This window comes from Mycobacterium sp. AMU20-3851 (assembly GCF_043974665.1).
Taxonomy (GTDB): domain Bacteria; phylum Actinomycetota; class Actinomycetes; order Mycobacteriales; family Mycobacteriaceae; genus Mycobacterium.
The window spans coordinates 408,469-430,893 of record NZ_CP146371.1 but is presented as its reverse complement, the minus strand read 5'-3'; the positions used below and the strand labels follow the sequence as shown (position 1 = coordinate 430,893).

At 68.7% G+C, this 22,425-nt stretch carries 18 protein-coding genes and 1 tRNA gene; 8 read left to right on the top strand and 11 right to left on the bottom strand.

All coding sequences use genetic code 11. The features are described from left to right. Entirely contained in the window at positions 1-1,776 is a 1,776-nt protein-coding gene (locus V4U86_RS02110) for an N-acyl-D-amino-acid deacylase family protein (protein ID WP_395309651.1), read from the bottom strand. Positions 1,777-1,895: 119 nt separating this feature from the next. Here V4U86_RS02110 and galE point away from each other — a divergent pair, with 119 nt between their 5' ends. From galE to V4U86_RS02095, 3 genes are read left to right on the top strand one after another with little or no spacing between them, the layout of a single operon-like run. Next, positions 1,896-2,879: a UDP-glucose 4-epimerase GalE gene (galE, locus tag V4U86_RS02105; protein ID WP_395309650.1), complete on the top strand. Its 984-nt coding sequence runs from the start codon at positions 1,896-1,898 to the stop codon at positions 2,877-2,879. Between the two features lie 33 nt (positions 2,880-2,912). Continuing rightward, positions 2,913-4,700 (top strand): hypothetical protein, encoded by a 1,788-nt coding sequence (locus V4U86_RS02100; RefSeq protein WP_395309649.1) that lies wholly within the window; start codon positions 2,913-2,915, stop codon positions 4,698-4,700. Between the two features lie 51 nt (positions 4,701-4,751). Next, the gene (locus V4U86_RS02095; RefSeq protein ID WP_395309648.1) at positions 4,752-5,117 is read left to right on the top strand and encodes a hypothetical protein; all 366 of its coding nucleotides are present in this window, start codon (positions 4,752-4,754) and stop codon (positions 5,115-5,117) included. A gap of 24 nt (positions 5,118-5,141) precedes the next feature. Here the strand turns inward: V4U86_RS02095 and V4U86_RS02090 are convergent, their stop codons facing one another. The 4 genes from V4U86_RS02090 to V4U86_RS02075 all read right to left on the bottom strand — a co-directional run bounded on the left by V4U86_RS02090 (position 5,142) and on the right by V4U86_RS02075 (position 9,752). Continuing rightward, positions 5,142-6,113, bottom strand: a complete 972-nt coding sequence (locus V4U86_RS02090) for an IS481 family transposase (RefSeq protein ID WP_395309647.1) — start codon at positions 6,111-6,113, stop codon at positions 5,142-5,144. A gap of 100 nt (positions 6,114-6,213) precedes the next feature. Beyond that, a complete protein-coding gene (locus V4U86_RS02085) occupies positions 6,214-7,074 on the bottom strand; it encodes an NAD(P)-dependent oxidoreductase (protein ID WP_395309646.1) in 861 nt (286 codons plus the stop codon). Beyond that, positions 7,071-8,414 (bottom strand): MFS transporter, encoded by a 1,344-nt coding sequence (locus V4U86_RS02080; protein WP_395309645.1) that lies wholly within the window; start codon positions 8,412-8,414, stop codon positions 7,071-7,073. The genes V4U86_RS02085 and V4U86_RS02080 overlap by 4 nt, the downstream gene beginning before the upstream one ends. 147 nt (positions 8,415-8,561) lie before the next feature. Next, positions 8,562-9,752: a PucR family transcriptional regulator gene (locus tag V4U86_RS02075; protein ID WP_395309644.1), complete on the bottom strand. Its 1,191-nt coding sequence runs from the start codon at positions 9,750-9,752 to the stop codon at positions 8,562-8,564. A gap of 101 nt (positions 9,753-9,853) precedes the next feature. On the opposite strand from V4U86_RS02075, the gene V4U86_RS02070 reads away from it, so the two are divergent. From V4U86_RS02070 to V4U86_RS02060, 3 genes are read left to right on the top strand one after another with little or no spacing between them, the layout of a single operon-like run. Beyond that, positions 9,854-11,029 (top strand): thiolase domain-containing protein, encoded by a 1,176-nt coding sequence (locus V4U86_RS02070; RefSeq protein WP_395309643.1) that lies wholly within the window; start codon positions 9,854-9,856, stop codon positions 11,027-11,029. Continuing rightward, positions 11,029-12,594, top strand: a complete 1,566-nt coding sequence (locus V4U86_RS02065) for an acyl-CoA synthetase (protein ID WP_395309642.1) — start codon at positions 11,029-11,031, stop codon at positions 12,592-12,594. Before V4U86_RS02070 ends, V4U86_RS02065 begins: the two co-directional genes overlap by 1 nt. After that, a complete protein-coding gene (locus tag V4U86_RS02060) occupies positions 12,591-13,973 on the top strand; it encodes an FAD-binding oxidoreductase (protein ID WP_395309641.1) in 1,383 nt (460 codons plus the stop codon). Before V4U86_RS02065 ends, V4U86_RS02060 begins: the two co-directional genes overlap by 4 nt. A 9-nt stretch (positions 13,974-13,982) precedes the next feature. Here V4U86_RS02060 and V4U86_RS02055 read toward each other — a convergent pair whose 3' ends face one another. Beyond that, positions 13,983-14,555 (bottom strand): TetR/AcrR family transcriptional regulator, encoded by a 573-nt coding sequence (locus V4U86_RS02055; protein ID WP_395309640.1) that lies wholly within the window; start codon positions 14,553-14,555, stop codon positions 13,983-13,985. Positions 14,556-14,602: 47 nt separating this feature from the next. Between V4U86_RS02055 and V4U86_RS02050 the strand changes: the two genes are divergently transcribed. After that, a complete protein-coding gene (locus V4U86_RS02050; RefSeq protein ID WP_395309639.1) occupies positions 14,603-15,457 on the top strand; it encodes a lysophospholipid acyltransferase family protein in 855 nt (284 codons plus the stop codon). Positions 15,458-15,462: 5 nt separating this feature from the next. Here the strand turns inward: V4U86_RS02050 and V4U86_RS02045 are convergent. Next, a tRNA-Thr gene (locus V4U86_RS02045) sits at positions 15,463-15,538 on the bottom strand. Between the two features lie 55 nt (positions 15,539-15,593). Then, positions 15,594-16,805: a DNA polymerase III subunit delta' gene (locus V4U86_RS02040; protein WP_395309638.1), complete on the bottom strand. Its 1,212-nt coding sequence runs from the start codon at positions 16,803-16,805 to the stop codon at positions 15,594-15,596. 35 nt (positions 16,806-16,840) lie between these two features. Here V4U86_RS02040 and V4U86_RS02035 point away from each other — a divergent pair, with 35 nt between their 5' ends. Next, complete coding sequence (locus V4U86_RS02035) at positions 16,841-18,454, top strand: adenylate/guanylate cyclase domain-containing protein (protein ID WP_395311884.1); 1,614 nt, start codon at positions 16,841-16,843, stop codon at positions 18,452-18,454. On the opposite strand, the gene topA is transcribed toward V4U86_RS02035, so the two are convergent. The 3 genes from topA to V4U86_RS02020 all read right to left on the bottom strand — a co-directional run bounded on the left by topA (position 18,429) and on the right by V4U86_RS02020 (position 22,225). Continuing rightward, positions 18,429-21,254 (bottom strand): type I DNA topoisomerase, encoded by a 2,826-nt coding sequence (gene topA, locus V4U86_RS02030; RefSeq protein WP_395309637.1) that lies wholly within the window; start codon positions 21,252-21,254, stop codon positions 18,429-18,431. The genes V4U86_RS02035 and topA overlap by 26 nt on opposite strands. A gap of 112 nt (positions 21,255-21,366) precedes the next feature. Continuing rightward, positions 21,367-21,948, bottom strand: a complete 582-nt coding sequence (locus V4U86_RS02025; protein ID WP_395309636.1) for a hypothetical protein — start codon at positions 21,946-21,948, stop codon at positions 21,367-21,369. Positions 21,949-22,021: 73 nt separating this feature from the next. Then, on the bottom strand, positions 22,022-22,225 hold the full coding sequence (locus tag V4U86_RS02020) for a cold-shock protein (protein WP_006243848.1): 204 nt from the start codon (positions 22,223-22,225) through the stop codon (positions 22,022-22,024). Positions 22,226-22,425: the final 200 nt, after the last annotated feature.

The following is a 22,425-nucleotide window of genomic DNA, read 5'->3' as shown; positions in this document are numbered from 1 at the left end:
CTAGACCGGGGCAGGTGTCGTGCGACCGGCCCGCAGGTACCGTCCGCTGCGAACGGTCGCGCCATAGCCGTCCCGGAAGCGGCCGCGGGCGAACACCACCTGACCGTTGACGCCGGTGGCGATGACGGTCTCGTCGTTGCGGTTCACCATGCGGCTCAGCCCGCCGTAGAACGGGACCGTGGCCTCGTGGTAGCCGTTCACCGAATCATCCAGTGCGGCAGGGTCGATGACCACGAAGTCGGCCCGGTCCCCGCGGCGCAGGGTGCCGGCGTCCAGCCCGAACCAGTCGGCCACCTCGTGGGTCAGCCGGTACACGGCGCGCTGCGGGGTGAGGAACGGCCGGCCCCCCTGGTCGGCGTCGCGGACCCGCTTGAGCAGGCGCAGCGGGTAGTTGTAGAACGCCATGTTGCGCAGGTGCGCACCGGCGTCCGAGAAGCCCATGTGCACAGCGGGATCCGCGGCCAGCCGGTTGAGTACCCCGGGCCGGTGGTTGGCCACGATCGTGGTCCACCGCACGTTGCGTTCACCGTTTTCCACCAGCACGTCGAGGAAGGCGTCCAGCGGATGGATGCCCCGTTCGTCGGCGATATGGCCGAAACTCTTGCCGATCAGCGACTCGTCCGGGCATTGCACGATCGTGGCGTCGTGGAAGTCGCGGTGCCACAGCGTGGGTCCGAGCTTGCGCCGGTCGAAGGACCGGCGGAACCGGCGCCGGTATTCGGGGTCGGCGAGCAGCGTGTTGCGCTCCAACTGATCGCGCAGATGCAACGCCGCAGTCCCGGCGCCGAACTCCTCGAAGACGGGCAGATCGATTCCGTCGGAATACAATTCGAACGGAACCGGCAGGTGCTGGAACCGCACCCTGGCGCCGATCAGCTTGTTCAGCACCCGGGTGCCGAGCCCGATGACCCGCGCGGCGCCCGGCGAGGACTTGGCGTCGGCCGAGACCAGCAGACTCATCTTCACCCCGGGCCGGCGGCCGAACAGGCCGCTGCTCTCCAGGAAGAAGTTCAACGCCTCCTGCGCGCGGGCGACGTTCGGCGCGCTCTGCAACATGCGGCCACGGGTGCGCAGCACCTTGATCAACCGGCGGCGTTCGCGCCAGGTCGCGAAGGTGGACGGCAGCGCGCGGGACCGGAACCGGTCACCGTCGAGTTTGTCGATGGCCGCGTCCATGCCGGACATGCCGAGCATCCCGGCGTCCAGGGCGGCGTCGAGCCGCCGGGCCATGGTCTCCAACTCGGCGTCGGTCGGCACGACGCCGCGGGTGGTGGCGCGGTCCAGGCCCAGCACCGAGGCGCGCAGGTCGGAATGCCCGAGCAGGGAGGCGATGTTCGGGCCCAGCGGCAACGCGTCGATGGCGTCCACGTACTCGGCCGGGGTGCGCCAGGTCTTGTGTTCGGTCAGCGCGCCGAGCACATACTGGCGCGGTACCGCCTCGACCCGGCTGAACAGATCGGCGGCGTCCTCGGTGTCGGCGTACACCGTCGACAGCGAGCACATGCCGAGCAGCACGGTGGTGACACCGTGGCGTACCGATTCACGCAGGCCCGGGTCGAGCAGCACCTCGGCGTCATAGTGGGTGTGCACGTCGATGAAGCCGGGGACCACCCATTTGCCCGCGGCGTCGATCACCTCGGGGCAGCCGGCTTCGTCCAGCGGCGTGGCGGACACCTCGGCGACGATGCCGTCGCGGATGCCCAGGGAGCGGGTCAGCGGCGGGCGTCCGGTCCCGTCGAACCACAGGCCGTTTCGGATGATCACGTCATAGGACATGCCGCGACAGTAGGTTAGATAGCGACCGCTCACTATCTTTATGCCGAAATTCGTGCCCAGCACGGACCCCCGGGGCTCTGCCTAGACTTTGCCCCCGAGACCCGAACAAAGGACCACATATGACCTGGCTCGTCACCGGCGGCGCCGGATACATCGGCTCGCACGTCGTTCGTGCACTGACCGAATCCGGCGCCGATGTCGTCGTGATCGACGACCTGTCGACCGGGCTGGCCCATTTCGTGCCCGACCGCGTCGAACTGGTCGCGGCAAACCTGCTGGACTACGACACGGTCCGCCGCACGCTCGCCGACCACCGGGTGACCGGCGTGATCCATGTCGCCGGCTACAAGTACGCGGGCGAATCGGTGAAATACCCGCTGCACACCTACCGGCAGAACGTCACCGCGATGGCGACCCTGCTGCAGGCGATGGCCGACACCGGCGTCGACCAGATCGTCTTCTCCAGCAGCGCGGCCACCTACGGGACCCCGGGCGTCGAACTAGTCGACGAACGGACACCCACCGCTCCGGAATCGCCTTACGGGGAGAGCAAGCTCATCGGGGAATGGCTGCTACGCGATGTCGCCCGGTCCCGCGAGCTGCGGCACACCAGCCTGCGGTACTTCAATGTCGTCGGCTCCGGATCGGTCGACCTGTTCGACCGCAGCCCGCACAACCTGTTCCCCAAGGTGCTCGACATGCTGTTCAACGGGGCTGCCCCGCAGATCAACGGCGGGGACTACGAAACCCCGGACGGCACCTGCGTGCGGGATTACGTGCACGTCTCCGACCTGGCGCTGGCGCATGTGGCGGCGGCCCGCCGGATGGAGGCCGGCAAGGACGTGGAACCCGTGTACAACCTGGGCAGCGGCTCGGGCACCTCGGTGCGCGAGATCATGACGACCATCCGTGAGGTCACCGGCATCGACTTCGAGCCGAAGGTGAATCCGCGTCGGCCCGGCGATCCGGCGCGCATCGTCGCGGCCGGGGAACTGGCCGCCCGTGACCTGGACTGGCAGATGCGGCACTCGTTGACCGAGATGGTCGCGTCGGCCTGGGCCGCCCGCCAGGCGGTCGGCCAGGACTATCCGACCGTGGGCTGAGGCACGGCGGCGGGCTCCGTACAGTCGGCTGCGATGAAATGGAGACCGGCCGAGCGGAGCGACCGGAAATGGATCTGCCGCACTGCTGTCGTGCTGATCGCGCTGCAGCTGCTGATCCGTTCCGTCCTGGCCTTCGGCGGCGACTTCTACTGGGATGACCTGATCCTGGTCGGCCGCGCCGGCACTCAGGATCTGCTGTCGGCGCAGTATCTGTTCGACGATCACGACGGGCACGTCATGCCCGGGGCGTTTCTGCTGGCCGGTGCCATCACCCTGGCCGCCCCGCTGCAGTGGTTAGGCCCGGCGCTGAGCCTGATCGTGCTGCAGGCGCTGGCCTCGGCGGCGCTGCTGCGGGCGTTGTACGTGATCCTGGGCTGGCGTCCGGTGCTGCTCGTCCCGTTGACCTTCGCGCTGTTCACGCCCCTGACCGTGCCGGGCTTCGCCTGGTGGGCGGCCGGCCTGAACTCGCTGCCCATGCAGGCCGCCCTGGCCTGGGTATGTGCCGACGCGATCCGGTTCGTGCGCACCGGTAACCGGCGATATCTCGTGACCGGCATCGGAGTCTATTTCGGCGCATTGCTGTTCTTCGAGAAGTCCGCGGTGATCCCGTTCGTCGCGTTCACGGTGACCGCGCTGCTGGCCTGGGTGACGCGCGGCTCGGTGGCACAGGTGTGGGGTCGCGGTATCCGGCTGTGGGTGGGATTGCTCGCGGTGACGGCCGCCTGGATCGGGGTGTACCTGATCGTGGTCGACCAGCAGCGCTGGTCGCTGGACCTCGGCATGACCTGGGACCTGCTGTGGCGGTCGATCACACACGGCATCGTTCCGGGGTTGGCCGGCGGTCCGTGGGAGTGGCAGCGCTGGGCACCCGCCTCACCGTGGGCGACCCCGCCGGTGACGGTGATGGTGCTGGGCTGGCTGGTGCTGGCCGGCACCCTCGCGGTCTCGCTGTACCGCAAGGAACGCATCGGCCCGGTCTGGCTGGCCGCCGTCGGGTACGCGGTGGCCTGCCAGGTACCGATCTATCTGATGCGGTCCTCGCAGTTCACCGCACTGGAATTGGCCCAGACCCTGCGCTATCTGCCCGATCTGGTGGTGGTGCTGGCGCTGCTCACCGCCATCGTGTTCTGCGCCCCCAACCGGGCATCCTCGCGCCGACTCGACGCCTCGACGGCCAGGTCGGTGACGGTCATCGCGGTGGCGGCGGCATTCCTGGCCAGCAGCCTCTATTCGACGGTGACGTTCCTGCGGGCCTGGCAGGACAGCCCGGTCCCGTCGTATCTGGCCAACGTCCGGGCCGGACTCACCGGGGTGGACCCGCTGGGGGCCCCGTTGCTGGATCAGGAAGTGGACCCGATGATCATGCAGCGTGTGGCCGCCCCGGAGAACCTGGCCAGCCACATGTTCGCGCTGCTGCCCGGGCCCGGATTCGGCAGCACCACAACGGAACTACGCGCCTTCGACGCCACGGGCCGGTTGCGTGACGGGTTGGTCACCTGGATCCGCACCATCACTCCGGGACCCGAGCCCGGCTGCGGCTACCTGGTGCAGACCGACGGCGACGAGGTGGTCATGCCACTGGACGGGCCGCTGCTGCCTGCGGACTGGACGGCCGAGATCAACTATCTGGCCAACAGCGAGGGCTCGCTGACCATGTCGCTGACCGAGGGGGAGCCGGTGAAGGTGCCGGTCCATCCCGGCCTCAACCGGGTGTTCGTCCGCATGTCCGGTGCGGGCGACGCGATCCGGGTGAGCGCCAATACCGCCGCGCTGGCGGTGTGTATCGCGTCCGGGCCGATCGGGTTCGTCGCGCCCCGCTGATATCCGGCGTGTGCGCGGCGAAATGTCGGTGCCGCCGCCTACGGTGGACCGGTGATCTCGTCGGACTCCCGCCCCTCGACCGTCGCGCCGTGCCGGCACTGCGACACCGAGACCGTGTGGTTACAGACCGTCTACGGCGGCTGGCTGTTGTTCGATGCCACCGAGTTCCCCACCGAGGACAGCGCGGCGGGCAACCGGTTCGCCATCCAACGGCGCTCCCGTCGGGTGGTCGACCTCGACGATGTGTACCAGAGTCGCTGGCCGGCCACGTGCCTGCACCTGCACCGGTTCGAGTGCCCGAGCAGTCACGACGACCGGTTCCATCAGCGGCGACCGCGGCAGTCCAACGAGATCGATCTCGAAGATCTGTTCCAGCGGCTGGCCGAACGCCGGAACGCCCAGCGCCGGGCCGGTTAGTTGTTGTGACCTGACAGGTTGTTGTCAGGCGGCGAGTCTGGTGATGGGTGGTTTCCCGCCGAGGGCGGAGTGGCCTCGTTGAGTGTTGTATCGGCGCAGGAATCGGTCAAGTGCTCGTTTGCGGACGCTGCTGGAGGTCCAGGGTCGGGCGTAGGCCCATTCATTGAGCAGGGTCCGGTTGAAACGCTCGGCTTTCCCGTTGGTCCAGGGGCAGCCGGGCTTGATGAACCTGCGTCGCAGTCCCCAGGCCGTGCACACCCAGCCCCAATTGGTGCCGCGCCGGTAGACCAAAGCGTTGTCCGTCAGCAGCCGCCGCACCCGCACACCGTGGCCGGCGAACCACACCATCGCTCGGTGCAAGAATCCTGCGCACGTGAGGTCTTTCTCGTCGGGCAGTACTTCGCTGTATGCCAGCCTGGTGCGGTCATCGATCGCGGTGTGCACATAGTCATAGCCGATCTTGGTCTTCTTGTGCCGGTTGGCAACTGACACCTTCGCGTCGCGGCCGTGCAGGCGCCACCCTCCACCTTTGGGGATGCGTCCCAACTTTTTGACATCGACGTGGACCATTGCTCCTGGGGTGCGGTACTCATAGCGGTTGGGGCTGCGCCGCGACGAGCGCACCGGCTGCCCCGTGATCGGGTCGATCGCACTCAAGTGCGGCACCTGATGGCGCGCCAAGATCCGGCCTACCGTCGAGGCGTGCATCCCGAGCTCGGCGGCCAGCACGACCGCGCCGCGCTTGCGGCGTTGCCGAGCTCTGAGCACTTTGCGCTCGACGTGTGCACTGGTGCGCGTCGGCATCCGGTGCGGACGCGAGGACCGGTCGGCCAACGCCTCCTCACCGCCCTCTCGATGGCGGCGCAGCCACTTATAGACCGTGGCCCGCGAAATGCCCAGTTGTTCAGCGACATGAGCTGGCGGCCAGCCCGCGGCGACACGCTCCACGATCAAGCGACGTGCGAACAGGTTGGTGCGGGCGTTAACGTGAGACACGAGGACCTCCTACGGATAGATGCCAGACACATCCACTCCGTCAGGAGGTCCTCCCCATTTCAAGCCGCCACGCCGTCAACAACCTCCAAGGTCACAACAGTTAGTCGTAGGCCCGGTACACCCGGGAATCGTCTGCGGCGGCGAAACCCAGCTGTGCCGCCGTCCGGAACTTGTCCCGCGATACCTGCAGCAGCGGCACCTCGCAGTCGGCATCGACGGCGGCCGCGGCGACCAGGTCGGAGTCCTTGACGAAGATGCCCAGCGCGGTGAGGGTGGGCGCATCGTCGTCGAGCATCCGGGGTCCCCGATCGTTGAGCATCCAGGAGCCGCCCGCACCCGACCGCACCGCCTCCAGCACCCGGGCGGTGTCCAGCCCGAGCCGCCGGGCCAGGGTCAGCGCCTCGGCGGCGGCAGCCAGATGCACACTGCACAACAGCTGGTTGACGACCTTGACCGCCTGACCGTCGCCCACCCGCTCACCGCAGAACGAGACCGAACCCATCGTGGTGAGCACGGGCTGCGCCTCGGCCAGCGTGGCGGGATCGCCGCCGGCCAGCAGCGTCAGCGAACCTGCTGCTGCACCGCTGACTCCGCCGGTGACGGGGATGTCGAGCACCGCGATGCCGAACTCCTCGGCCCGAGCCGCCACCTTCTGCACAGCGGCTGGGCCGACGGTGGACATCACAACGCACGTCGCGCCGGGACGCATCACGGTGAGCGCGCCGTCGCCCCCCTGCAGCACCGCGTCCAGTTGCGCCTCGGTGGCGACCAGCACCAGGACGATGTCGGCGTCGGCCAGCTTGGCGATATCGCAGATCTCCAGACCTGCGGCGCGGGCGTCATCGCAGCGGTCCGGGTTCGCCTCCACCGCCCACACCCGATGTCCGGCGGCCGCCACCCGCAACGCCATCGGGAAGCCCATGGCCCCCAGCCCGATGACGCCGACCGTGCGCGCGCTCATGCGGTGGCCGCCGGGATCGGACCACCCTCGACGACCGGGGTCTCGGTCTCGTACACCGCTGCGTCATCGAGGGCATCGGACCGCTCCCGCAGCAGCGCCGTCGCCACCGCGGCGGCACCCATGATCACCAGCAGGTAGATCGCGATCGGTATCCAGGTGCCGAACCGGCCGAGCAGCGCGGTCGCGATGATCGGGGCCAGCGCACCGCCGAACACCCCACCGATGTTCGTTCCGATGGCCACCCCGGAGTACCGCAGCGATGCCGGGAACTGGTGCGGCAGAAACGCATTCAGCGCACCGTAGTTGGCGGCGAAGCCGGCGAAGAGCACCAGGAACCCGAGCAGCATGTACACCGGCCGACCGGTGCTGAGCAGCGGGAAGAACACGAACGGCGCCACGGCCATCAACGCGATACCGGCCAGCAGGATCTTCTTGCGGTCCACCCGGTCGCCGAGCGAGCCGAAGTAGGGCATGGCGACGATCAGCACCGCGCAGGTGACCATCACCGAGGCCAGCACCGTCGACCGGTCGGCGCCCTCGGAGACCGCATAGGTGAGCGAGAACACCGACCCGAGGTAGAACACGACGTTGGTCGGCATATTCGCCAATGCCACGCCGATGACGCGCTTCCAGTGGTTGCGGAACAGCTCGGCCGAGGGGCTTTCGCTGACCTCACCGTGGAGTTGGGCGGCCTCGAAGACCGGGCTCTCCTCGAGTTGGAGCCGGATGTAGAGGGCGATGACCACCAGCACGCCCGACAGCAGGAAGGGGATCCGCCAGCCCCATGACATCAGGGCGGCTTCGGGCAGCTGGGTCACCGCGAGGAAGACGCCGTTGGCCAGCAGCAGACCGCACACGTTGCCGGTGCCGACAATCCCGGTGAACAGTCCGCGCTTGCTTCCACGGGCATGCTCGAGTGCCATCAGGAAACCACCGCTGGCCTCGCCGCCGAGCGAGAAGCCCTGGACGAACCGCAGGACCGTCAGCAGGATCGGCGCGGCCACGCCGATCGTCTCGTAGGTCGGCAACAGGCCGATCAGCGTGGTGGCCGCACCCATGCCGGACAGCGTGAGCACCAGCATCGACCGCCTGCCGATCCGGTCACCGAAGTGTCCCGCCGCCCAGCCCCCGATGGGTCGAGCGACGAAGGCCAGCGCGAAGGTGGTCAGCGACAGCAGGGTTCCGACGACCGGGTCGAAGGACGGGAAGAACAGCTTGTTGAAGACCAGCGAGGCGCACAGGCCGTAGATGAAGAATTCGTAGTACTCGATGGTGTTACCGAGCAGGCTGGCCGCGACGACCTTGCGCGCCTGCGCAGAACCGTTGTCGGAGAAACTCATACGTGCCTTCGTTCTGGAAAAGAGGGTAATCACCGACCCGGTTGTGACGGCGAGCACACCGAGTATGGGATCGCTGTGACCGGAGCCACCACCAACGCCGAGAGGGATTGCCGGTGCTCAATTTCTCACTTTGTCGAAACGTACACGTCACGGTCCCAGCAGCGGCAGCACGGCCAGACCCAGTTGCAGGGCCAGCCGGGTCCTCCCGTCGTCCAGGTCGGCACCCGTCAGGTCCCTGATCCGCCCGAGCCGGTAGTACAGCGATGTCCGGTGGATATGCAGAGCCTCGGCCGTGCGGGGGCTGTTCCCGGCGTGGTCGAGGTAGGCCGCCAACGTCTCGGTGAGTGCACCGCTGGGGTCGGATTCACGCAGCGTGACCAGTTGCGCCGGGAGCAACTCCGCGGTGAGCTCGGCATCGGGTAGCCGCAACAGAACGGCGTACGGCCCGATGTCGTGGTAGTGGCACACATCGCCGAGGCCCGGGACCACGGTTGCCGCCTTGGCGGCGATCTCGCTGTCGCGCAGCGCGTCCCGACCGTGCGGCAGATCGGCTCGGCGGGCACTGATGCCGCATACCACCCGCTCCATCGCCGTCGCCGACACGCGTTCCCCGACCGCGGCAGCCAGGGCGTGCGCGGCCGCCGGCTCGGCCGACGCGCCGACCTGTAGCAGCGCGGCCTGTACCCCGTGGACGGTGTATGCGACGGTGGCGGCGCGAGTCCTGGTGAGCAGCTCGACGATCGAGCGCAACACGGCCTCGATGCGGATCGGGTCCTGGTCGCCGAGGACCCGCACGGTCGTCACGGTGCACCCGTCGGCGTCGCGGAAGCCGTCCTCACGCAGTGCGGCCAGCCCGGCAGTGCGTCGCACCGGATCGTCGGACAGTACCTCGGTCACCATCGCGTCCCGCATGCTCGGTCCCTGCGCGCCGTCCCGGTGCAACAGGGTGGCCAGATCGGCACCGCAGGCCGCGATCTCGGCGCGCTGGCCGTCGGTCAACGAAGCATCCGCATCGATGACCATCAGGACGCCGAGCAGACGGCCCTGCCAGCGCAGCGGCGCACACCACCGGCGCGCCATCCCGAGGTCCTCGCGGGCGGGGATCGGGCCGGGCGCGGACCATGTCTCCACCCCAGCGCCCAGAATGTGTGCGGTGGCGGCGCTGCCGACATCGTGCTGGAGCACCGCCCGGATGCGCTGCTGGTCCTCGTCGCCGAAATGCCTGCTCGAATAGATCAGCCGGATGGTCGGATCATCCACGACGACGGAGCGCTGCAGACGGTCGGCCAGATCGTCGACCAACTGCTCCAACTCACGCCTGCCGCGATCGCTCAGCACGCCCGTTTTCCTGGTGCTTTCTCGCTTTGTCGAACCAGACTTCGCATCTGTCCGACTGTAGTCGGTGGTACGCGTCACAAGCGGGAAGCAGACTGCCAGCCATGGTCGACTCCTCCTCCCGCCTGATCGGCTGGTCACACACCCGGTTCGGCAAGCTCGAAGCGCATCCCGACGTCGAATCGCTGATGGCCGAGGTTGCCATGGCCGCGGTCGAGGACGCCGGACTCAGCGCCTCCGATATCGATGCGATCTACGTAGGCGTCTTCAACAACGGGTTCTCACCGCAGAGCTTCGAGGCCGCACTCGTCGGGGTGGGGCACCCCACGTTGGCACGCATCCCGGCCGTGCGCCTGGAGAACGCCTGCGCGACCGGTAGCGCGGCACTGTTCGGCGCGCTGGACCTCATCGAATCAGGCCGCGGCCGGGCCGCCCTGGTGATCGGCGCGGAGAAGATGACCCATGTCGGTGGGGACGTGGTCAACGACGTCCTGCTGGGCGCCGCGCACCGTCGAACCGAGTCGGCTGCAGGCAGTTTCGCGGGGGTCTTCGGCCAACTCGCCGCCGACTACACGGCGCGCTTCGGTGAACACCACGACGCGCTGGCCCGGATCGCGGCGAAGAACCACCGCAACGGGCTGGCCAATCCGTGGGCGCATATGCGCAAGGATCTGGGGTTCGACTTCTGCGCGACCGCATCCGAACGCAACCCGGTGGTGGTCGGTCCGCTGCTGCGCACCGATTGCTCCCTGGTCTCCGACGGCGCCGCCGCGCTGGTGGTGGCCAACCCCGATGTCGCGCGAACGGCCCGGCGTTCGGTGGCTGTCACCGGCCGCGCCCAGGCGAACGAGCCGCTGCCGATGTCGCGCCGACGGGATCCGCTGTTCTTCGACGGCGCCCGTGACGCGTTCAACGGGGCGCTGGCCGAGGCGGGAGTCACCCTCGGCGACCTGCGGTTCATCGAAACCCACGATTGCTTCACCCAGGCGGAGCTGATGCAGTACGAGGCGTTCGGGCTGGCCGAGCACGGCAAGGGCGCGCATGTCATCGAAGAAGGGGTGACCGAACGCGACGGCAGGATCCCGGTCAATGTCTCCGGTGGCCTCAAGTCCAAGGGACACCCGGTCGGCGCCACCGGCGTCTCCCAGCATGTCCTCGCCGCCCGGCAACTCGTGGGAGAAGCCGGCGAGATGCAGCTGACGGAGGCCACCCGCGCCGCCGTGTTCAACATGGGCGGCGCCGCCGTCGCCAATTACGCCACCGTCCTGGAGAACCGCTGATGTCCGACCACCGCCTGCGCGCCGTCAATCTCGCCGAGCTGCTCACCCAGACCGCTAGGCGACTACCCACCCGCGATGCCCTGATCTTCGGCGAAAACCGGTGGAGCTGGGCCGAACTCGACCAGCGCGTCAGCGCCCTGGCGGGTGCGCTCGCCGACCGCGGGGTCGGGCACGGTGACTGCGTCCTGATCCACGGCACCAATCATCCCGAGTACGTCCAGACCCTCTTCGCGATCTGGCGGGTCGGCGCGGTCATCGCCCCGACCAATGTCCGGCTGACGCCCGGCGACGTCGCGGGCATCGCCCGGACCTGTCGGCCGGTCGCCATGGTGTGCGGCGCCGAGTTCGGCGAACATGCCGCGGCCGTCGCCGACACCGTGGACCTGCCCGCCGGCATGATGTGGCTCGGCGCCCCGCCCGAACGGGCGGATTCCGTTGCGGCCCAGACCGCTCCGGGCGACGGCGTCAACGCCGCGGTGTTCGCCGGCGATCACGCCTGGTACTTCTTCACCTCGGGTACCAGCGGGACGCCCAAGGCTGCGGTGCTCACCCACGATCAGATGGGTTTCGTCGTCACCAACCATCTCTGCGATCTGATGCCGGCCACCACCGAGGCCGATGTGTCCCTGGTGGTCGCGCCCCTGTCGCACGGCGCGGGCATCCACCTGCTGCCCCAGATTGCCGCGGGCGCGCCCTCGGTGCTCACCACGTCGGCGAAGATGGACGGCGCCGAGATCTGGGAACTGGTGGAGCGCGAGGGCGTCACCAACATGTTCACCGTCCCGACGATTCTCAAGTTGCTGGCCGAACATCCGGCGGCGACCCAGCGCGACCATTCCTCCCTGCGCTACGTCATCTATGCGGGCGCCCCGATGTACGCCGCCGACCAGCGGCACGCCCGTGACGTCCTCGGCGAGGTGCTGGTGCAGTACTACGGCCTGGGTGAGGTCACCGGCAACATCACGGTGCTGCCCCCGCGACTGCACGATCACCCGTCACCGAGCGGGGTCGAGATCGGGACATGCGGAATCCCGCGCACCGGAATGCAGATCGCGATCTGCGATGACGACGGCACCCCACAGCCGACCGGTGTCCAGGGTGAGATCTGTGTGGCCGGTCCCGCGGTGTGCGCGGGCTACCTCGACAATCCGGACGCCAACGCGCAGGCCTTCCGTGACGGCTGGTTCCGCACCGGCGACCTCGGACTGCTCGACGAGCACGGATTTCTCTACGTCACCGGCCGCGCCTCGGATATGTACATCTCGGGCGGTTCGAACGTCTATCCCCGCGATATCGAGGAGAAACTGCTGCAGCATCCCGCGGTATCCGAGTGCGCGGTGCTGGGCATGCCGGATGCGGTGTGGGGCGAGATCGGGGTGGCGGTGTGCGTACCGGGTGACGGTATGACCATCGACGTCGACGAACTCAGCCACTGGCTCGAAGATCGGGTGGCCCGCTACAAACTTCCGCGCCGCGTCTACGTCTGGGACGAGATCCCCAAGTCCGGTTACGGAAAAATCGTGAAGCGCACCATCAAGGCGATGCTGCTGGAGAAGCAGCCGTGACACGGACGCTGCCGTCGGTCGGCATCGCCGGCTATCTCGCCGACATCGCCGCCGAACTACCGGCGTCGGCGATCCTGACCGATCCGGACGTCACCGCCGCCTATGCGCGCGACCAGTCCCGGCTGACCGATTCCGAACCGCCTGCCGCCGTGCTGATTCCACGTTCGACGGCGGAGGTGTCGCGGTGTCTGGCAGCGGCCAGCAGGCACGGGGTGACCGTGATACCGCGTGGCGCGGGCAGCGGTCTGTCCGGAGCGGTCAACGCCACCGTTGACGCGGTCGTGCTGTCGCTGCACCGGATGGCCGATATCGTCGAGATCGACACCGCCAATCGTGTTGCGGTGGTGCAGCCCGGGGTGATCACGGCCGATCTGCGCTCGGCGGCCGCCGCGGCCGGGTTGTTCTACCCGCCGGACCCCGGCAGCGTCGAATTCTGCACCATCGGCGGCAATATCGCCACCAATGCGGGCGGAATGTGCTGTGTCCGTTACGGAGTGACCGGCGACTTCGTCCTGGGCCTGGAGGTCGTGCTGGCCGACGGCCGGGTCCTGCGTACCGGCCGACGGACCCGCAAGGGCGTCGCCGGCTACGATCTGACCCGGCTGTTCGTCGGCTCGGAGGGCACGCTCGGCGTCGTCACCGAGGTGACGGTGCAACTGGTCCCGGCGCCGCGGCCGCCGCACACGCTGGTGTCCACGTTCTCCGAACTGACCGCGGCCGGCCGGGCGGTGACCGACATCGTGGCGGCCGGCGTCATACCCGACATGCTGGAGATCCTGGACCGGACGACGGTGCGCGCGGTCGACTCGTTGGCGCACATGGACTTCGGGGGTGATGTGGCGGCGGTGCTGTTGACCCAGTGCGAACCCGGCGATGTCGATCGCGTCGCCGCGATCTGCGAGTCGGCGGGCGCGGTGGACACCGCGGCCACCGAGGATGCCGCCGAGGGCGCGATGATGCTGGAGGCCCGGCGGCTGGCGCTTCCCGCGCTGGAGCGCCTCGGCGACTGGCTGCTCGACGACGTGTGTGTGCCGGTCACCGCGGTGGCCGACCTGATCGCGGAGATCGAGCAGATCAGCGACCGGCTGGGGTTGACGATCGGGGTGTTCGGGCACGCGGGCGACGGAAACCTGCATCCGACGGTCATCTTCGACGACTCGGACCCCGGGAGCAGGCGGTCGGCACAGGCGGCCTTCGACGCGATCACCGAGAGTGCGCTGCGCCTCGGCGGGACGATCACCGGCGAGCACGGTGTCGGACGGCTCAAACAGGGCTGGCTGCACCGGGAACAGGGATCGGTCGGCATGGACGTGCAGCGCACGCTCAAGGCCGCGCTGGACCCGCAGAATCTGCTGTGCCCCGGCGGAATGCTCGGCTGACGACGGCGCTCACGGTCGGCGCGGCTCGATGATTCGGGTGGCCGCGTCGACCGCGACCGCCCGGCGGCGCGCGATCGTCTCGGCATCATCGGTGGCCGCATCGGGATGCGGCAGGTGTGCCCAAGCCAACCCGGTGGAGAACAGCAGCACGATCAGGTCTTCCGGGCGCCACGCCGGATCGACATATCCGTTCGCCTGCGCGGTCTCGATGGCGCCGACGGCCCGATCCAGCGGCGGTTCGCCGTCGAACTCGGGGGCGGCCAGGTCGAACCCCTCCAGCCGGGCCCAGGTGATCATGCGCAGATGCTCCGGCCGACGGCAGGCCAGGTCGTAGACCTCGCCTGCGAAGTCGGCGACGGCCTCGGGACGCAGGGTGACGGATCGGAAGAACTCGGCGCCATCGTTGACGAAGACCTCACGGAAGAGCGTCTCCTTGTCGCCGAAGTGCGCGTAGAGGCGTTCCTTGCTGGCCTTGGCGCTGCGAGCGATGCGGTCGATACGGGCGCCAGCCAGGCCGTACTGCGCGAATTCGGCGCGCGCCGCGGCCAGGATCTGCTCGCGGAGTTCGGTCGTCGATCTCATCGTCGCAGCATATCCAGACGAACTAGTTCGTTCGGTACGGTGATGACATGTCAGTCATGACCGACACCGAGAATCTGATGGCTCAGCCGGGACGCATCATGGCGATCCGCCGGGTCCTCGAGACCGTCGCCGACGCCGCCGCGCCGCTGGTCGACCTCTACCGCCCCTACGTGGACGGGCTCGAGCATCTCCCGCGGGACGGCCGGTTCCTGTTGGTGGGCAACCACACCCAGTCCGGGGCGGAGGGATTCCTGATCCCCTATCTGGTGCGCCGCGAGATCGGGGCCCTGGTGCGCCCACTGGCCGACCGCGGCTTCGGCAAGATGCCCGGTCCTGCCGCCGATCTGCTGGCCGCCTGCGGAGCCACCGTCGGCGCGCCCGAGGCCGCGCGTGAGCTGATGAGTCACGACCAACCCATCCTGGTCTTCCCCGGCGGCGGTCGGGAGATCGCCAAGTTCAAAGGGGAAGAGAACACCCTGCGTTGGCAGGGCCGGTCGGGATTCGCCCGGATCGCGGCCGAGCACGGCTATCCGATCGTGCCCGCAGGGCTGCTCGGCGGCGACGAGGTGTACCGCAGCCTCGTCACGCGCGAGGGGCGGTGGGGGCGTCTCAGCCAGGCCCTGGCGCAGCGACTGGGCGGCAAACCCGAGATGGCCATGCCGTTGCTGCGGGGGATCGGCCCGACCCTCATCCCCCGGCCGCAGCGGATGTACCTGCGTTTCGCCGAGCCCATCGCCACCGGCAGACCCGCCGGGGTCACCGCCGAGGCCTGGGCCGATACCGTCAAGGCCCAGACCCAGACGTCGTTGGAGACAATTCTGGCCGAACTCGGGGAAGTCCGGGCCGACGATCCCTACCGCGAACTGAATCCGTTGGCCTGGCGGGATGCCGTACAGCCGTGAGGGTGTGGAGCCACCCAGGGGAATCGAACCCCTGACCTATTCATTACGAGTGAATTGCTCTACCGACTGAGCTAGGGTGGCGGGCTCACCGAAGTGGGCGGCATGAGTCTACGGCAGGCCCCCGCCGCGACACTAATCAGTTCCGCAGCGCCTGCCCGACGGTGGCCACCATGGCGTCCACCGCGAACTTCGGCTTCACGTTGGTGGCGAGCGCCTCCCGGCACTGCAGCACCGCCTCGATACAGCGCAGCAGCCGGTCCGGCGGGACGTGCTCGGCCATCGCGCCCGCCTTCTCCGCCATGTCCGGGTGGTTGGCCACCACCTGAGCGGCCCCCGCCGACACCACCATCGCGTCACGGAAGTAGGTGGCCAGGTCCATCAGGGCCCGGTCCAGCGCATCCCGGGAGGCGCGGGTCTGGCGCGACTTCTGCCGCGCCTCGAGCTGTTTCATCGCCCCGGCCGCACCGCGGATGGTGCCCGCGGTGCCCTTCCCCGTCCCGCCGGCACCGAGCGCGGTCCGCAGCTCCTCGGCCTCGGTCTCGTTGCGGTCCACGGTCAGCGCCTTGGCTTCCGCCTCGGCGGTGGCCACCAGTTCCTCCGCGGCGCCGAACGCCCGGGACGGGGTCGCCGCATCACGGGCCAGACTCAGTGCGCGCTCCCGGCGCTGCCGGGACTCCGGGTCGGTGGCCAACCGCCGCGCCCGGCCCACATGCCCGCCGCTGACCGAGGCCGCCCACGCCGCGACATCGGCGGCGATCCCGTCCCGCTCGGTGAGCACCTCGGCGATCGCGGCGGTCGGCGGCGTCACCAGAGCGACGTGCCGGCAGCGCGAGCGCAGCGTGACCGCGATGTCCTCGGGGTCCACCGACGGTGCGCACAGCAGGAACACCGTCGACGACGGCGGCTCCTCCACCACCTTGAGCAGCGCGTTGGCCGCCCCCTCGGTGAGCCGGTCGGCGTCCTCGACCACCACGATCTGCCACCGACCGGTGCCGGGCCGTCGCGACGCGATCTGCACGATGTCGCGCATCTCCTTCACCCCGATGGACAACCCCTCCGGGATGATCCGGCGCACATCGGCGTGCGTACCGGCCATCGTCGTGGTGCAGGCGCGGCACTCACCACACCCCGGCTCCCCCTCGGACGTGCACTGCAGGGCGGCGGCGAAACACACCGCGGCGACCGATCGACCCGACCCCGGCGGGCCGGTGATCAGCCAGGCATGCGTCATCCCGCCGGCGGTGAGACCGCTGTGAGACTTTTCACCCCGAGCCGCCGTCGCCGCCGCGAGCAACTCGGCCTCCACGAGGTCCTGACCCACCAGACGCGAGAAAACACCGCTACGCACCGGTCAACAGTAGTGCCACCCGGGGACACGACACGCTGGCAGCGGCACGGCACGTCCGCCCGGCCCGATACGGTAAACGGGTGAACGCGGAGGTGGTACCGATCGGGCGCATCAGCGCGTTCGTCCGATGGGTGGCCCGCACGCCGTGGCCGGTGTTCGGTCTGGGGATGGTTCAGGCCGACATCATCGGCGCGTTGCTGGTCCTCGGCTTCCTGCGCTACGGTCTGCCGCCGGAGGACCGTATCCAGCTGCAGGAGCTGCCCACCTTCAACTTGGCGATCTTCCTCGGCTATCTGTTCGTGTCGTTCACCATCGCCGCCTACATCACCCTGCGGATGCTCATCCCGGTGATCCGCTGGCAACGCCGCGACACCCTGCTCGGCGACACCTCCACCACCATCACGGAGGTGGCCCGGGTACGCGCCCTGAAGATGCCGTTCTACCGGTCGGTCATCAACGTGACCAACTGGTTTCTGGGCTCCATCGTTTTCATCGTGGCCAGCTGGCCGGTGGCCAGCAAGTCGGCCCCGGTGGTGGCGGTGGCCGCCGCCCTGGCCGCCACGGCGGTGGCGATCATCGGCTATCTGCAGTCCGAGCGGGTGCTGCGCCCGGTCGCGGTCGCCGCGCTGCGCACGGGTGTGCCGGAGAACTTCCGCGCCCCCGGGGTCATCCTGCGCCAGGTGCTGACCTGGGTACTGTCCACCGGGGTACCGATCCTGGCCATCGTGCTGGCGGTGGTGGCCAGCAAGTTCGAGATCCTCAGCGCACCGGCGGACAAGTTGACCACACCGATCCTGCTGCTGGCCATCGCCGCGCTGCTGATCGGTCTGATCGGCACCATCCTGGTCTCGATGTCGATCGCCGACCCGCTGCGGCAGCTGCGCTGGGCGCTCGGCGAGGTGCAGCGCGGAAACTACAACGCGCACATGCAGATCTACGACGCGAGTGAACTCGGCCTGCTGCAGGCCGGGTTCAACGACATGGTGCGCGATCTGGCCGAGCGGCAGCGGCTGCGCGATCTGTTCGGTCGTTACGTCGGCGAGGACGTGGCCCGTCGCGCGCTGGAGCGGGGCACCGAACTGGGCGGACAGGAACGCGACGTCGCGGTGCTGTTCGTCGACCTCGTCGGTTCCACCCAGCTTGCCTCGACCGTCCCGGCGTCGGAAGTGGTGAACCTGCTCAACGAGTTCTTCCGCGTCGTCGTCGACACCGTGAACAAGCACGGCGGGTTCGTCAACAAGTTCCAGGGCGATGCGGCGCTGGCCATCTTCGGCGCCCCCATCGAGCACCCGGATGCCTCCGGCGCCGCGCTGGCGGCCTCCCGTGAACTCCACGACGAGCTGGTGAATGTGCTGGGGCAGAACGAGTTCGGCATCGGCGTCTCCGCCGGCCGGGCGATCGCCGGACACATCGGAGCACAGGCCCGGTTCGAGTACACCGTCATCGGCGACCCGGTGAACGAGGCCGCCCGGCTCACCGAGCTGGCCAAGCTGGAGGAGGGCCATGTGCTCGCCTCCGCCATCGCGGTCAGCGGCGCGCTGGACGCCGAGGCGCTGTGCTGGGACGTCGGCGAGACCGTGGAACTGCGCGGGCGCACGGCCCCGACACAGCTGGCGCGGCCGGTCAGGCCTTTTTCGCGGCCTTCTTAGCCGGCGCCTTCTTGGCGGCGGTCTTCTTGGCCGCGGCCTTCTTCGCCGGAGCCTTCTTGGCGGCCTTCTTCACCGGACCACGGGCCCGACGGTCGGCCAGCAGCTCAGAGGCCCGCGCGTCGGTGATCGACAGCACGTCATCGCCCTTGCGCAGGCTGGCGTTGGTCTCCCCGTCGGTGACGTAGGGGCCGAACCGGCCGTCCTTGATCACCATCGGCTTCTCCGACACCGGGTCCACCCCGAGTTCGCGCAGCGGCGGGGTGGCAGCACCCTGACGGCCGCGCCGCTTGGGTTCGGCGTAGATCTTCAACGCCTCGTCGAGGGTGATGGTGAACATCTGTTCCTCGGTGGCCAGCGATCGAGAGTCGGTGCCGCGCTTCAGATATGGCCCGTATCGGCCGTTCTGCGCGGTGATCTCTTCCTTGCTCTCGGGGTCGACTCCGACCACCCGCGGCAGCGACAGCAGCTTGAGCGCGTCCTCGAGGGTGACGGTCTCCAGATCCATCGTGCGCAGCAGCGAACCGGTGCGCGGCTTCGGACCGGTGGGCTTCTTGCCCTTCTTCGCCGGGCTGCCCGCCTCCCCGTCATCCGGGGGCTCGGGCAGGATCTCGGTGACGTAGGGCCCGAATCGTCCGTCCTTGGCCACGATCTCGTGCCCGGTCTCCGGATCGACACCGAGCGAGCGGCCCTCTTGCGGTGTGGCGAAAGCCTTTTCGGCGAGCTCGAGGGTGAGCTCGTCGGGCGTCAGCTCATCCTTGAGGTTGGCACGCTGCGGCTTGAGTTCACCCGGATTGTCCGGGTCGGCGATCATCCGCTCCAGGTACGGCCCGTTGCGGCCGACCCGGACATTTACGGCGCGCCCCTCGGCATCGTCGAACAGCTTGATGGAGTTGACCTCTCGGGCATCGATGCCCTCCAGGTTGCCGCCGACGAGCTGCTTGAGCCCACCTTCGCGGGCGATCGACCCGTCCACCCCGTGCTCGCCACCGAAGTAGAAGTTGTTGAGCCAGTTGGTCCGTCGCTCATTACCGGCAGCGATCTCGTCGAGCTCGTCCTCCATCGCGGCGGTGAAGTCGTAGTCGACCAACCGGCTGAAATGCTGTTCCAGCAGCCCGATCACCGCGAAGGCCACCCAGGACGGCACCAGCGCGCTGCCCTTCTTGTGGACGTAGCCGCGGTCCTGGATCGTCTTGATGATCGAGCTGTAGGTCGACGGGCGGCCGATGCCCAGGTCTTCCAGCGCCTTGATCAGCGAGGCCTCGGTGTAGCGGGCCGGGGGCGAGGTGGTGTGCCCGTCGGCGGTCAGGTCCGCGGCGTCGACCCGCTGGCCCTGGGTCAGGTTGGGCAGACGGCTCTCCGCGTCGTCGGCCTCACCACCGGCCTGTTCGTCCAGGCTCTCGACGTAGGCCTTCAGGAAACCCGGGAAGGTGATGGTGCGCCCCGAGGCGTTGAACACCACCTGCTCACCGGCGGCTGCCGTACCGGCGATCCGCAGGCTCAGCGTGGTGCCGCGGGCATCGGCCATCTGCGAGGCCACCGTGCGCTGCCAGATCAGCTCGTAGAGCCGGAACTCGTCGGTGTCCAGGGCGCTGTGCAGCTGGCCGGGCGTCTGGAACACGTCACCGGCGGGGCGGATCGCCTCGTGGGCCTCCTGCGCGTTCTTCACCTTGCGGGTGTACTGCCGCGGGGTGGGGTGCACGTACTCCTGGCCGTAGAGCTGACCGGCCTGGGTGCGGGCGGCGTTGATCGCCGACTCGGACAACGTGGTCGAGTCGGTACGCATGTAGGTGATGTAGCCGTTTTCGTACAGCCGCTGCGCGATGCTCATGGTGCGCTCGGAGGAGAAGCGCAGCTTGCGGCCGGCCTCCTGCTGCAGCGTCGAGGTCATGAACGGCGGGTAGGGCTTGCGGGTGTAGGGCTTCTGCTCCACCGAGGCGACGGTCAACTGCGCCCCGCGCAGACCGCCGGCCAGCGCCGCCGCGGCGGCCTCGTCGAGCACCAGCACTTCTTCGGGGCGTTTGACCGCGCCGAGCGAGTCGAAGTCACGTCCGGTCGCCACCCGGCGCCCGTCGACGGTGTTCAGCTTCGCGGTGAACTTCGGCGGGGCGGCCTGCGGGTCGGACACGCTGGCGTCCAGCTCGGCGGTGACGTCCCAGTAGCCGGCACTGCGGAAGGCCATCCGCTCACGTTCGCGCTGGACGATGATGCGGGTCGCCACCGACTGCACGCGGCCGGCCGACAGCTTGGGGGCCACCTTCTTCCACAGCACGGGTGAGACCTCGTAGCCGTAGAGCCGGTCCAGGATGCGCCGGGTCTCCTGCGCGTCGACCAGGTCGATGTCCAGGTCACGCGGGCTTTCCGCGGCGGCCCGGATGGCCGGTTCGGTGATCTCGTGGAACACCATCCGCTTGACCGGGATGCGCGGTTTGAGCGTTTCGAGCAGATGCCAGGCGATGGCCTCGCCCTCACGGTCACCGTCCGTCGCGAGATAGAGCTCGTCGACGTCCTTGAGCAGGCTCTTGAGCTCGGTGACGGTGCTCTTCTTGTCCGGGCTGACGATGTAGAGCGGTTCGAAGTCCGCATCGACGTTGACGCCGAGCCGCGCCCACGGTTCGGACTTGTACTTCGCCGGCACATCGGCGGCCGCCCGGGGCAGGTCACGGATGTGGCCCCGGGAGGATTCGACGATGTAATTGGAGCCGAGGTAGCCCGCAATCTTACGTGCTTTAGTGGGCGACTCGACAATCACGAGCCGCCGAACGTTACCGGCGCCTGCCCGGCTCCGGTCGTCGTCAGCCACCTTCTTCTACTCTCCACTTCAGCTGTTGCCAAAACGCCGTGCGGCGCCCTGGCAACTGACAATTTCGCATCCTGGGCGGGCATGTGCAAACTGGCTCGCCCGCCGGACGTCCTTATATTCGCGGCCAATGTGCGAACGCGTCAGGGTCGTCCGGCGGTTCCCCGACGTTCTCTACCAGCCGTGACAGCCGCCGCCTGCCACTGATGCGCAACCCCGGACGCGACCCGCGGGTACCGATCAGAGTCGGGGCGATTCCCACCCGCATCAGCGCCGACGCCAGCGCGGCGTGCGTGTCCGGTGCGTGCGGGTCCAATCCCAGCAAGTAGCGATCATCGGTTTCGGGTTGCCCCGCGGCCACTGTCCAGGCCCGCAGCTCGCGCGCGCCGGGCACCCACTGGGCCGGCACCGTCTTCACCGCGCCGCGCGTCCAGTCCCGGGCGATGCCCACCAGGCGGCTGTCCATCCCGGTGCGCACCAGCGGGGTGTTCTCGTCGGTGCGGGCGATCTCGGGTGTCAGCCCGACCTCGGTGATCATCGCGGCCAGTTCCCGGGCCCGCCACAGCTGGTCGACCACGACGGACAGCCGTGCCTCGCCCGCGCTGATCACCACCTGACCATGGGCAGCCAGCAGCCCGGTCAGGTCGGCGACGGCGGGCGGCACCGATTCTGCCGAGAAGAAGGACAGCTGGCTCACCTGACCGACACTATCGGCGTTCGATACGAAAACACCCCCGGCTCGGCCGGGGGTGTCCTCCTAGTGCGGTGGCTCAGACGGCGCGGACGCCGGTGGCCTGCGGCCCCTTGGGGCTCTGGCCGACCTCGAACTCCACCTTCTGGTTCTCCTCCAGGGTGCGGAAGCCCGAACCCTGGATTTCCGTGTAGTGGACAAAGACGTCAGCGGAGCCGTCCTCGGGGGCGATGAAGCCGAAGCCCTTCTCCGCGTTGAACCACTTCACAGTTCCCTGTGGCATCTTTCGTACATTCCTTCTCTTACCGGGTGCGGTTCACCGACTTCCGGTGTACCGGGCCCGTTCCGACCGCCATACCAACGCGTGTGTCGCCGGAACTCGACCCGACCTACAACCTCGCAGGAACCGCGATCGCAACGTATCGATCCTGCGGGTGCTGAAACACGAACACAGAAGCTGCGACCACGTTCAGTCAACCATGT